The organism is Pleurocapsa sp. CCALA 161 (assembly GCF_003003995.1).
Taxonomy (GTDB): Bacteria; Cyanobacteriota; Cyanobacteriia; order Cyanobacteriales; family Xenococcaceae; genus Waterburya.
On record NZ_PVWF01000120.1, the window covers coordinates 1 to 12,852 of the forward strand.

The 12,852-nt window shown below is 38.8% G+C and carries 10 protein-coding genes and 2 pseudogenes; 8 read left to right on the forward strand and 4 right to left on the reverse strand.

Annotated features, from left to right (window positions below):
* Window positions 1-189 (reverse strand): annotated as a pseudogene (locus C7B62_RS20665) (ABC transporter ATP-binding protein); the annotation flags it as partial.
* Window positions 190-401: 212 nt separating this feature from the next.
* Between C7B62_RS20665 and C7B62_RS20670 the strand changes: the two are divergent.
* Entirely contained in the window at window positions 402-1,658 is a 1,257-nt protein-coding gene (locus C7B62_RS20670) for a pitrilysin family protein (RefSeq protein ID WP_106241677.1), read from the forward strand.
* Window positions 1,659-1,694: 36 nt separating this feature from the next.
* Here the strand turns inward: C7B62_RS20670 and C7B62_RS20675 are convergent, their stop codons facing one another.
* Both C7B62_RS20675 and C7B62_RS20680 read right to left on the reverse strand, forming a co-directional pair.
* Window positions 1,695-4,283, reverse strand: a complete 2,589-nt coding sequence (locus C7B62_RS20675; RefSeq protein ID WP_106241681.1) for a S8 family peptidase — start codon at window positions 4,281-4,283, stop codon at window positions 1,695-1,697.
* Between the two features lie 24 nt (window positions 4,284-4,307).
* Window positions 4,308-5,390, reverse strand: coding sequence for a 26S protease regulatory subunit (locus C7B62_RS20680; protein WP_106241685.1), 1,083 nt, complete (start codon window positions 5,388-5,390; stop codon window positions 4,308-4,310).
* Between the two features lie 265 nt (window positions 5,391-5,655).
* On the opposite strand from C7B62_RS20680, the gene murG reads away from it, so the two are divergent.
* The 7 genes from murG to C7B62_RS20715 all read left to right on the forward strand — a co-directional run bounded on the left by murG (window position 5,656) and on the right by C7B62_RS20715 (window position 12,676).
* Entirely contained in the window at window positions 5,656-6,720 is a 1,065-nt protein-coding gene (gene murG / locus C7B62_RS20685) for an undecaprenyldiphospho-muramoylpentapeptide beta-N-acetylglucosaminyltransferase (protein WP_106241688.1), read from the forward strand.
* 127 nt (window positions 6,721-6,847) lie between these two features.
* Entirely contained in the window at window positions 6,848-7,945 is a 1,098-nt protein-coding gene (locus C7B62_RS20690) for a GTP-binding protein (RefSeq protein ID WP_106241692.1), read from the forward strand.
* A 213-nt stretch (window positions 7,946-8,158) separates the two neighbouring features.
* Window positions 8,159-9,211, forward strand: a complete 1,053-nt coding sequence (locus C7B62_RS20695; protein WP_233220079.1) for an NAD(P)/FAD-dependent oxidoreductase — start codon at window positions 8,159-8,161, stop codon at window positions 9,209-9,211.
* A gap of 123 nt (window positions 9,212-9,334) precedes the next feature.
* Window positions 9,335-10,696: a cytochrome P450 gene (locus tag C7B62_RS20700; RefSeq protein ID WP_106241699.1), complete on the forward strand. Its 1,362-nt coding sequence runs from the start codon at window positions 9,335-9,337 to the stop codon at window positions 10,694-10,696.
* A 277-nt stretch (window positions 10,697-10,973) separates the two neighbouring features.
* A complete protein-coding gene (locus C7B62_RS20705; protein WP_106241701.1) occupies window positions 10,974-11,150 on the forward strand; it encodes an NblA/ycf18 family protein in 177 nt (58 codons plus the stop codon).
* A 169-nt stretch (window positions 11,151-11,319) separates the two neighbouring features.
* Window positions 11,320-11,682 carry a rhodanese-like domain-containing protein gene (locus C7B62_RS20710; protein ID WP_106241707.1) on the forward strand — a complete coding sequence of 121 codons (363 nt, stop codon included), beginning with the start codon at window positions 11,320-11,322 and terminating at the stop codon, window positions 11,680-11,682.
* Window positions 11,683-11,827: 145 nt separating this feature from the next.
* The gene (locus tag C7B62_RS20715; protein ID WP_106241710.1) at window positions 11,828-12,676 is read left to right on the forward strand and encodes a prohibitin family protein; all 849 of its coding nucleotides are present in this window, start codon (window positions 11,828-11,830) and stop codon (window positions 12,674-12,676) included.
* A 34-nt stretch (window positions 12,677-12,710) separates the two neighbouring features.
* On the opposite strand, the pseudogene C7B62_RS27255 reads toward C7B62_RS20715, so the two are convergent.
* Window positions 12,711-12,852 (reverse strand): annotated as a pseudogene (locus tag C7B62_RS27255) (thioredoxin family protein); the annotation flags it as partial.

Here is a 12,852-nt window from a genome sequence, read left to right on the forward strand (position 1 = left end):
TTGCACCACAGTAATTAAACTCACCAAAGGCTTGTCCAATGGCTGTGACGACAAAACATTTAAAATCTGTCCAATAATATAAGGAACTACTAGATCGATAATTTCAAATAGACTAGAAGCTGCGATACTGAAAATTGCGATCGCCTTATACTTACTAAAATAACCAACAAGATTGCGCCAAGAAGACATATTAAATGATTACTAATTACTGACTAGCGATCAACTGGTGGGCATTATCTAAAAATAATCAGTTGTTATGATCGTTACTTTCGATGCCCAACCTATTAATTGCTCATTGTTTTTGGTTTTTTTCGTAACTGATTCATCTACCGAGAGAAAAGCTGCTTAGATAAATAGAGGAAGTTTTATCCTCATCCCATATTCACATTAACAATATACACATGTCTCCTAATTCCACTTTAGCTATTCCTAACTTATATCGCTCAGTATTAGCCAACGGCATTACCCTCATAATTGTTGAAAACCAAGCAGCCGACATTATTTCAGCTCGCTTTTTTGTTAAAGGTGCAGGGACAATTGTTGAACAAGCAGAGCAAGCAGGATTAGCCAATTTAGTCTCAGCAGTGATTACTAAAGGCACGGAAAATTTATCTGCCTTAGAAATTGCCGAAAAAATAGAATCGATCGGTGCGGGATTGGGGACAGATGCAACCACCGACTATTTTTCCTTAAGTTTAAAAACCGTTTCCGCCGATTTTCCACCGATGTTAAATCTCTTGGCAGAAATTATGCGATCGCCAACTTTTCCTGAATCAGAAGTAGAATTAGAGCGCAAGCTAACCTTGCAGAGTATTCGCTCCCAAAAAGAACAACCGTTTAATGTCGCTTTTAATCAACTTCGGCAGCAGATGTATCCCCAACATCCCTATGGTGTTTCGGTACTAGGCACAGAAGCCAGTGTCAGCAGTTTAACCCGTAACCAGCTACAGCAATATCATCAAACTTATTTTCGTCCCGATAATTTAGTCATCAGCCTCTCAGGCAGGATTACTCAAACACAAGGGCAAAATTTAATTGAGGGAGTTTTTGGCGATTGGAAAAACCCAGACCAACCTCTGTCAATTTTTCAGCTACAGTCACCGATTTTAAATCCTTCTCAACAAGAAATTGCTCAAGACACCCAACAGTCAATCGTCATGCTGGGTTATTTGGGGAGTAAAGTAAATCTGGAAGATTACCCTGTTTTAAAATTAATCAGTACTTATTTAGGTAACGGACTTTCCAGCCGTTTGTTTGTGGAACTACGAGAAAAACGAGGACTAGCCTACGATGTTTCGGCATTCTTCCCGACTCGCTTAGATACCGCTCCGTTCGTTACTTATATGGGAACAGCACCAAGCAATACGGAAATTGCCATTGAAGGTTTAAGCAGCGAAGTTGCCAGATTAACTAAAGAAACTTTGAGCGAGTCAGAAATCCAAGGGGCAAAAAACAAACTATTGGGGCAATATGCGTTAGGCAAACAAACTAACAGTGAGATTGCTCAAACCTATGGCTGGTATGAGTCCCTTGGGTTGGGGATCGAGTTTGATCGTACTTTTCAAGCTACAATTGCGCCGATTACTGCCGAACAAGTGCAGGAAGTAGCCAATAAATACTTAAGTCAACCTTACCTGTCGATTGTTAAACCTGAATAAAAACAGTATAGAAAGCGATCACAATCTTTAAAATCTTTAAACTGTTAGTTCTGTTTCAACCTCCAGTGGGATCTGAGCCTCTACCATAGATGAATAAATTGGGACAGAAGCATTAAGAGCTTCAAAGCTAACAACTAGAGAGTAGGGGACAGAAGCATCTGGATTATTATCCCAACCTTCATGTCCCACCACAGCTATACAAAAAGCTTCTCTGAGTTGATAAGACTTTACAATTGTCCAATCTTTCTGAATAGTTCCTGCACTCCTAGAAATTTCTTTGATTGTTTTATGATTTTTTTGTTTACCCAAAGTCCAAGTAAAAAGCCCTTCTCCCTTTTCAGAATTTTCAGGTGCATCATATTCTTTGAGTATTCTATTAAGAAAACAATCTGAAGCCTCTCCTTTTTTGCTACAATCCCAATCAAGCCAAGTTGAAAGATATCGCCTTTTATTACGTCTAGTTCTCCGAGGTTGAGCTTTGGTAGATAAAGTTATCTCTAATAAAATTTCTAATTCTTCTCCCTGAGATATAAGCTCTTGCGGTAGTTGGACTTGATAAATATGAGCTTGTCTTGCTTTAATTCGTCTTTCTCCTCTAGTAATCAGAGTAATTCGATTGGGAGTATTTCTGATCGCTCGATCAAGATTGGGAATACCATAACCAATCTGACGAATAGCATGAAAAAGATTTACGTCACTTTGTTTTGTCCATTCTGGTAATCTAGCGGATTGAACAATCAACGCGCGATATAATAAACAGCTTTCATCTGGAAATTCAGCCTCAAGACAAGCTGCAATGTGAGTAACTTTTCCTGTAGAGAAAGAGACTCCTACTTGATCGCAAGCTATTGAAGACCCACCATTTAAAGTCGATCGCACTAATTCAGGACATACTGCATCTGGAGTGTTTAAACTAGGGATATTATTATTATCAGTAACTACATCACCACCATATTCAACTACTTCGGGTTTAATTGTGTCCCAAATACCTAAACCAGAACAAGAAAAGGCTGATGGTTTATCTTTATCTGCAAGAGAAGTAAGGGGTGGATTATTGTAATAATTAGATGCAACAGAGCCAACAGTTAAAGCTTGAAAACTTTGGGCTGGATTAGCAATTCTGCAAGAATCTTCAAGTAAATAATCTGGGTACAAATGATTAGCTTGTATGTGATCTAGGATAGATAATCTTGTGTTTCCCACCCTATTATTCAAAGATAAATTTCCAGCAGCAACAATAAAAAGAATATCATTTTGATAAGTTAATTCATCAATCGCAGCAGCCCAAGCACTCATATAACGAGTTCTACAGGGAACAGAACCAGTAATAGAATGATTATAGATTCTAGTATTATATTGTTTGTAATAAAGATCGACTATTTCTTTAATTAAATCTGGAGGAAATAATTGTTTTATAAGTTTACATTTATCATCTAAAATTCTGGCATTTTGTAACCAACAAATCGCTTGTTGTTGACCAGTACGAGGAATAGTTCCAGGATAAAGTATTGCGCCAGCAACTCTAGTTCCATGTCCACCATTACTCACATAATCAGCAGTTTGATCACTTTTTCCAGGAATCCAACAAGTTGAACTTTGAGAATCCATCGCTGCTCTTAATAAGGGATGTCTTTCTTGAATTCCACTATCAATTACACAAACTTTAGGCGCATCTTTTTGAGGAGGTTGTAATTCAAAAGTTGTTTCTGTAGATTGAGATGAAATCTGACTTTGAATCAGTTCTGCAAACTCATCTGGTTCACTAACTTCAAAAATGTAAGGAAAGTTAAAAACTAAATCTTTTAATCCTTTTCCTGAAATCTGAATGCGACAAGAAAAACTATCAGGAAGTTCAATGAATTTTGGAGTATCTCCATCAACAATAGATAAAATTTGACCTTGATAGCCTTCAACAAATATTATCAGTTCATCTTCTCGTTGGGATTTTAAATTGTCCCATTCTTCATAAGTAGTATCTCTCTTATTTCTCCACTTATTTAACTTTTCACTGTAGCTGTCAACAGTTTCATCATCTTTTTTGATAGGATAATCAAATAACTTAATACTATTTCCTATACAAGCTATTCCAATATCAATAATATATATTTGCTCATCTTCAACTGCATCCCAATGTACTAACAATTCAGGAGAAAGAATTGATTCTATTTTCTGATATCCTTCAAATATTTCCCATATTTCGGGTACTGAACAACCTCCTTTTTGTTCTTTAATAAACTGTTTAATTCTTTGCTCTAATTTTGTTAGTTCTAAATCTGCTGATGCGCCGATGATATATCCATCTTCTAAATCGCCAATTACTTCTATTCCATAACCCTTAAGTATGTCTGGATCGAAAGTATCGGGATCGACTTGTAAAATGATCCGTCGTGCATCAGGAAGTTCTGGTTTGTCTTCTTTTTTTCTTTCTTCTATAGAAGATTGCCAATCTGCAACAATTGAATTTACAGAACCTTTTAGCTTATTTCCATGTCCCCAGCGATCGCTTTTATTTCTTGCTGTTGTGGGATTTAGTTTTTTTCCTCCTCCTCCTGTAGCAGGTTTTGCAGTTCCTTCTTTTGTTAGTGTTAGTCGAATATGAGTAAATTGCTTCGAGTTATCAACCATTAAGTTTTTTAAAATTAGAGACAGCTAACTCCAGGAAACTTTGATTTCTTCTATAGCTTCTTCTAAGTGTTCCTGAATAACTAACTCTTCTCGATCTAGGATGGCTCGTTTAGCTGCGTCTTGTGCGACTCTTACAGCTTGTGCAGACGAAAATCCTTCCATTTGCTGAATAATCAACTGCCAATTAATTGAACCTACTTCAATCGCCGATAGAGTTTGTCTAACTATCAATTCTAGCTCCTGTTTTCCTGGCAGTGGTACTTCAATCACATCATCGAAACGTCTCCAAAGAGCAGTATCAAGAGATTTATTTAAATTTGTAGCCGCTACCAAAAGACCAGAATAAGACTCATATTCATCTAATATTTGGAGAAAAGTATTGACTACACGCTTTATTTCTCCTACCTCTTGAGTATCTTCTCTAGATTTAGCAATAGAATCGCATTCGTCAAAAAATAACAAACAGGGATTCTTAGAAGCAAGATCGAATACTAATCTTAAGTTACTTGCTGTCTCTCCTAAATAAGAAGAAACCATTGCATCAAAACGAACTTTGAGTAAAGATAATCCTGTATTCCAGGCTAAACGCTCTGCGCCTAATGTTTTTCCACAACCTGGAATACCAAATAAGAGAATTTTTTGTCTATAACGTAATCCATGATGAGCAAGTCTATCTCTTGCTGCATATTCTTTTTCTATTCTCTGAAAACGGTTTTCAACATATGAAGGTAAAATCATATGATGCCTTAGTTTTTCTCTAGGAATGAAAGTAACTAAAGGAGTATTAAACCTATGAGAAGTTGGTAATACACTTAAAGTCTCTAAATCGGCTTTAGTTTCTATTCTATCCTGGGAAGATCTTTGTAAAGATGAGCGAGTGAGGTCTTGGGGGTTTCCCCTATGAGCAACTGGCGATGGAGCAGTGCCATTTCTTTTAACTAGACTATCTGTCTGATTTACTTTAGCTATATTTTCTAATTGATTAGCTAAAAGTGTATGACCTTTTTTTCTCTCATCTTCAATAACTGAGCATGTGAGCTTGTCAATCGCTTCCTGGTCATCAAGTGCGATCGCTCTAAATAATCTTTTTAGAAGCTCACCTTTCATATTATGCTCTTAGATTAAATTGTTTTTTAAAACAATCAGTATTTATATACTAAACTAATAGGCGTTTATTTAGTTTTAGAATTTCATAAATATAAATTACTCATACACACAAGCAAATTAATAGTTAAGGAGGAATTGGAATCTAAGATTCAGCTGACTGGAAAATTATTGTTAGAGATTAAAGACAATCGCTTATAAACGGCTTTTAATCTATTATGGGGTTTCAATCTAGTTAAAATTTTAGTTGGAATTGGAGCAAATATCTGTGGCATCACCAACTCGTCTATTGATAGCAGCTAGCGGTACGGGAGGGCATTTATTCCCAGCGATCGCTTTGGCTCAACAACTACCAGATTATCAAATAGAGTGGTTGGGTACGGCAAATCGCCTCGAAACCAGTCTTGTTCCAGATGACTATCCTCTTAATACCATCTCTGTCGAAGGATTGCAGCAGAAGTTGAGCTTAAAAACTCTCAAAATTATAGCGGGCTTTTTCTCTTCAATCTGGCAAACTCAAAAATTAATCAAAGAACATCAAATTGATGCGGTGTTTACCACTGGAGGTTATATCGCTGCACCTGCAATCTTGGCTGCCCGTTTGCAAAAGAAACCTGCCATCATTCATGAGTCGAACTATATCCCAGGAAAAGTAACCAAGTTTCTCAGTCGTTGGTGCGATGCTGTGGCGTTGGGTTTTGCGGGAACAGCCGAGTATTTACCCCAAACAAAGACAGTTTATGTCAGTACGCCAGTGCGATCGCAATTTTTTACTTCTCAGTCGTTAGGTTTAAATATTCCCGATGATGCCATGGTAATTTTAGTTTTCGGTGGCTCTCAGGGTGCAGTAGCGATTAATAAACTAGTCCGCGAGGCTGCCTCTGCTTGGTTCGAGCTTGGTGCTTATGTCATCCATCTGACAGGCGAAAACGACCCCCAAGCTGATAGCTTAAAACATCCTCAATATATCTGTTTGCCTTTTTCAAATAACATGGCGGGATTATTACAACGAGCAAATTTAGCCATTAGTCGGGCGGGGGCAGGAACAATCACTGAACTGGCTTTTACTGGCACTCCTGCGGTACTGATTCCCTATCCCTTTGCCGCTGAAGATCACCAAACTTATAATGCTCAAGAATATCAAGATGCAGGGGCAGGGGTATTGTATCAACAAGCCGAATTAACAGCAAAGACACTACAAGAGCAGGTATCCCAGTGGTTGCGATCGCCCCAGCTACTTCAAGACATGGCAGCCAAAGCCAAAGCTTCAGCCGTTGTTGATAGTGCGGAAAGATTAGCGCAATTAGTACGCAGTTTGACTGCTGATTGTTGACTTTGATACGGGTAAAGCAATGCCTTGCCTGTGCTATCTTGACTTCTGACTTCTAAATCTAATTTACGCAATAATTTACAATAAAGATTAATTATTCAGTCTGACAACATCAATAAAAGCGATCGCTATGACAACTGTTGAACAAGCATCAGCATCCTCAGAAATGGATGTTGCGAAAAAAGGTTTACCCGTAACTATTATCACAGGCTTTCTTGGTAGTGGTAAAACTACTCTGCTAAATCATATCCTGACAAATCAAGAAGGACTCAAAACCGCCGTTTTAGTAAATGAGTTTGGAGAAATAGGCATTGATAATGAACTGATTGTATCTACCGACGAAAATATGGTGGAATTGAACAATGGCTGTATCTGCTGCACCATAAATGAGGATTTGGTCAATGCAGTTCATAAAATCATGGAAAGAGCCGACAAAATCGATTATTTGGTGGTAGAAACTACTGGACTTGCCGATCCCCTCCCTGTCGCCTTGACTTTTCTGGGGACAGAATTGCGAGACATGACTCGTCTTGATTCGATTATCACCATGGTAGACTGCGCTAACTTCAGCTTGGATTTATTTAATAGTGAAGCGGCTTTAAGTCAGATTCAATACGGCGATGTGATTATTTTAAACAAAACTGATTTGGTAGACGAAGCCGATGTTGATGCCTTAGAAGTCCGAGTCAGAGATCTCAAAAAAGAAGCTCGTATTCTACGGACGCAGAAGTCAGAGGTATCTCTTCCTTTAATTTTAAGTGTTGGTTTATTTGAGTCAGATAAATATTTTGAGCAGACAGAATCTGCTCATGAACATCAGCACGACCATCACGATCATGAACACCATGAGCATAAACACGATCATGAGGATCATGACCACGATCATCACGCTCATTCCCATCATTTAGAAAACGATGGTTTTACCTCAATTTCCTTTCAGTTTGACCAACCGTTTAACATTCGTAAATTCCAGTATTTTTTAGACAATCAGCTTTCAGAAAATATCTTCCGCGCCAAAGGAATTCTTTGGTTTGATGAAAGTCCTCAACGGCATATTTTCCATTTAAGTGGTAAGCGTTTTACCCTTGAAGACGAAGAATGGCGGGGTGAAAAGAAAAATCAACTGGTTTTAATTGGTCAAAACCTTGATGAAGCAACTATCAGAAAACAAATTGAAAATTGCGTCTGTCTCCCAACAAGCGATCGCGCTCAAGGCTTTGGCAAGTAATTAAGAGCAATTCTACAAATTGTCTGTAATAGACAGTGTTTAGGTAGGGGCGAACAAACTATTCGCCCTGAGCGGATTTGTCGCCTAATTTGGGTCAATGATCAGACTGAACAATCATAGTTAATGAACAACTCTTAATTTCGATGACGACTAATATAGACGAATGCCAAGATGGTGATAAGTTAGCTATTAATTTGATAAACAACTTTGAGAATGAATAATAGTAGCGATCGCGTTTACGGAGCAAGTCCGCAGGACTCAGCGTATCCGATGAGGAATCGCCCATCAGCAATAACTTCCTGTATTATTGTCGGCGGCGGAATCACGGGATTAATTACCGCCACGTTTTTGCAACGAAAAGGAATTAACGTCACAGTACTAGACAAAGGAAAAAGTATTGGTGGACGCTTGGCAACTCGGCGGATAAGTCACGAAAATTCTGTGGCAGGAGTGTTTGATTACGGCGCTCAGTACTTCAGCTCTAGCGATCCACGATTTCAAGTTTGGGTAGATGATTGGTTAAAACATGGCGTAATTAAAGAATGGTGTCAGGGTTTTGGCAAGAGTGACGGCAAACCCAGATATTACGGCGTTAATGGCACTCGCGGTATTGCTCAACATCTAGCTCAAGATTTAGATGTTCATACCAATACGAAAGTAGTTGAGATTGGCTATGATAGCTCCTGGCTAGTTAAAACCGAGGACGAACAACAATTTCAAGGAGAGATGTTATTGCTGACTCCTCCCGTACCTCAAGCTCTAGATTTATTAGATGCTTCTTTGATGGTTCTACCATTAGATATTAGATTCTCTTTAGAGAATATTACTTACCATCGCTGTATTACTGTATTGGCTTTGCTCGAAAAACCCAGCAGTATTCCTGCACCTGGCGGGATAGCTTTAGAAGACAACTATATAACTTGGCTGGCTGATAATCATCAAAAGGGTATTTCTCCTGATGCTTATGCCATAACCCTTCAAGCTAGTCCTAGTTTTAGCGAGGATTATTGGGATAGTGATGATGCAGAAATTGCCTATAAATTACTTTCCGCAGCAGCCGATTATTTAGATTCTCCCGTAATTAAATATCAGGTGCATCGCTGGCGCTATAGTTTGCCTAAAACTTTTCATCCTGAACCCTATTTGGCGTTGTCGGAAATACCTTTGCTTATAGCAGGGGATGGGTTTGTTGCACCTAACATAGAAGGCGCAGTTTTGTCTGGTATTGCTGTGGGGGAATTAATTGGGAAACGGTTTAAAGGTTAATAATTAGCAGTGAGCAGTGAACAGTTAGCAGTTAGCAATGAGCAATGAGCAGTGAACAGTTAGCAGTGAAAAGTAATTAAACTGTTAATAGTAGTTTGCTTAATTATTCTTCATCTAATTATCATGAAATTAATCCCCAGGCTCAAACAATCGTCTTTACAGCAAAGACTACAGTGGATCGCGCAACCAGCTAAATATATGGATTCGGCGGGTAAGCAAGCTCCTGATATATTTCAGGCTGATATTACGGGGGGAGATGGGTATGTCTTTGTTAACCATCCTGAAGCAATGCGACAGATTGTTACTAGCGATCGCTCGAAGTACTTTGCTTCTAGTAAGGAGAATAGATTGTTACAGCCTTTGGTAGGCGATAATTCTCTCTTAATGATTGAAGGCGATCGCCATAGACAACGGCGCAAACTATTGTTACCTCCCTTTCATGGGGAAAGGATGCAGGCTTATGGAGCGTTAATCTGTAATTTGACTCGCGATCTTGTCAACCAATTACAACCAAATCAGTCTTTTGTTGCCAGACATATTACCCAGGAAATATCCTTACAGGTCATTTTGGAAGCTGTTTATGGTTTGCAAGATAGCGACCGCTCTGAGGAATTAAAGCAGCGCATTGCCAGACTGGCTAATATTTTTGAATCGACGCTTACTTCCGCCCTGTTGTTTTTTCCCTGGTTACACAAAGATTTAGGGGCTTGGAGTCCTTGGGGGAATTTGATGCGTCAGCAAAAAGCGATCGATGAAGCGATTTATCAGGAAATTGCCAATAGAAGAACAGAAGATTGTAGCCAACGTCAAGATATTCTTTCGCTGATGATGTCCGCACGAGATGAGTCTGGGGAAGCGATGAAAGATTACGAACTACGAGATGAATTAATGACCCTGATGCTGGCAGGACATGAAACTACCGCTACGGCGATCGCCTGGGGATTATACTGGCTACATCGTTATCCTGAGATTAAAGCGAAATTACAGGCAGAAATCGCTAGTTTGGGGGCAAATCCTGACCCCATGGCGATCGCTAAATTACCCTATCTCACTGCTGTTTGCAAAGAAACCCTGCGGATTTATCCTGTGGCAATGCTTACATTTCCCCGCACTGTCTTAGAATCTACAGAATTAATGGGATATAAGCTAGAAGTAGGACAGGTATTGATGGGCTGTATTTATCTGATGCACCAAAGAGAGGATGTTTATCCTGAACACCATCAGTTCAAGCCCGAACGCTTTTTAGAGCGAGAGTTTGACTCTTATGAGTTTTTCCCTTTTGGTGGGGGGAAACGTCGCTGCATTGGCGAAGCTTTGGCAATGCTGGAATTAAAGCTGGTATTGGCAACAATTATTAGTGAATATAATTTGGAGTTAAAAAGCGGAGCATTCCTGAAGGGAAATCGCCCCGAAATTCCAGCCAGAAGAGGTGTTACGCTAGCACCAAAAAAGGGAGTGGCGATGGTTTTCCAAGGTAAGAGGTGATGTGATCTGTGTCCGACCTCAGAATGCTGCTCATCTGAAGAATGATTGTGTATCAAATGTTTGTATTTTAGGCAAGAATTCTTAAAAAATGTTAAGATTTAAACATGAATAAATTAAACATTGTCAATACCATCACCCTTGAAGATAAGGTAATAGCGATCGCCTTTATTGTGAGCTAAAGCTTACTAAAGCTAGATATTTCGTTCCAATCTTAAAATATCTAGCTAGCAGCAACAATGCTCTCAATATCGTTTTAAGTATTAGTACAGGGCAAGTAATGAATCAATCAATTAACTTATCTATAGAGCAGGAATTTCATCTCAAAAGCTTTGCCGATCAAGTAAAGTATATGTCTCAAGAACAAGCTCAAGAATTTTTAATTGAGCTACATCGGCAAATGATGATCAAAGAAAAAATGTATCAACACCTGATCCAGAAAGAATGGAATCTGTAATTACAAAGTGACTACAAAGCTTAAAGATTATCCCATCGTTTCTTAGTCAGCATGACATACAGATAAACCCTCGGATTGCTCTTTACGTCGTCGAAGCAATTTTTAATTAAACCTACTTTACAAGTATTTAGGGTTTAGCCAGTACCTCAACACTATACATAGGAAACCCATGACTATATTTTCTAAACTCATTCCCATTCCCGAACCAATTCAGAATAAGTCCAGTGTTAGTACTCTAAAAAAATGCCTGGATTGGGGTAAACCTGCCCTGACTATCATTGATGTTAGGTCTAGAGTACTTTTCAATAGTATTCATATAACGGGTTCTATTCCTATGCCAATAGATGAACCTGCCGATCTCACTCTTTCTAATCTCGAACTGAACCGCGATATCTATGTTTATGCAGAAACAGACGAGCAAACTGCTTTAGCAGCAAACAAACTACGTCAGGCTGGTTATCAAAAAGTTTCTGAACTAATTGGCGGTTTAACTGCTTGGAAAAAGGCTAAATATCCGATTGATTGTGGTTAATTACTTTAAAGTATTCTCCTTAAGAACTCGTTTTGACAAAGAATAAAAACAGTAAAGACGCAAAAAAACCTGGAAAACAAGCAGATGGGACGAACAAGCCCATTTTTGCTCATCAATCATTAATTAATACTTTAGAAAGAAAAACTTGAAAAAACAATTTTCTCTAAGCGATCGGCTTGTAATACCTGTTATTTTGATCATCTTGACCCTTTTAGTTGGGCTGAATAGCTTTGTCATTCTTAATCCTGGCCAGGCTGGAGTAATCAGCATCCTAGGAAAAGCTAGAGATGGAGTTTTACTTGAGGGGATTCATTTTAAACCACCTTTAGTTTCCGCTGTAGATACTTACGATCTGACAGTGCAAAAATTTGAAGTGCCAGGACAAAGTTCGACTAAAGATCTTCAGGATTTATCAGCGCGTTTTGCAATTAACTTTCGACTCGATCCTACTCAGGTAGTGGAAATACGGAGAAAACAAGGAACATTAGCTAATATTGTCTCCAATATTATTGCCCCTCAAACCCAAGAATCTTTTAAAATTGCTGCTGCTAGGAGAACAGTAGAAGAAGCTATCACTAAAAGAAATGAGCTCAAGCAAGACTTTGATGATGCTTTGAGTGAAAGACTGGAAAAGTATGGAATTATTGTACTCGATACTAGTGTAGTCGATTTAGACTTTTCCCCAGAGTTTGCCAAAGCAGTAGAGGAAAAACAAATCGCCGAACAAAGGTCTAAAAGAGCTGTTTATGTGGCTCAAGAAGCAGAACAAACTGCACAAGCTGATATTAACCGCGCTACGGGCAGAGCCGAAGCTCAAAGATTGTTAGCTGAGACCCTCAAAGCCGAAGGCGGTCAACTAGTATTGCAAAAAGAGGCAATTCAAGCCTGGAGAGAAGGTGGTTCTCAAATGCCCAAAGTTTTAGTAATGGGAGGAAAAGAGCAAGCAGGTATTCCTTTTTTGTTTAATCTTGGCGGTGTTGAGCAGTATTACTAAATAAATTTTAAAGTTGTTATTTCTATTTACACCTTTATCCTTCTAGTATCGTCTGTAAACGTTTGCGAAACTCCCCTTTAGGATGTCCTCCTTTGACTTCTCCTATAATCTTAAAATCATCATGAGGAGATTCGCAGACAATATAGGTTGGCCATCCCATGTCTTTCTTATCAGGA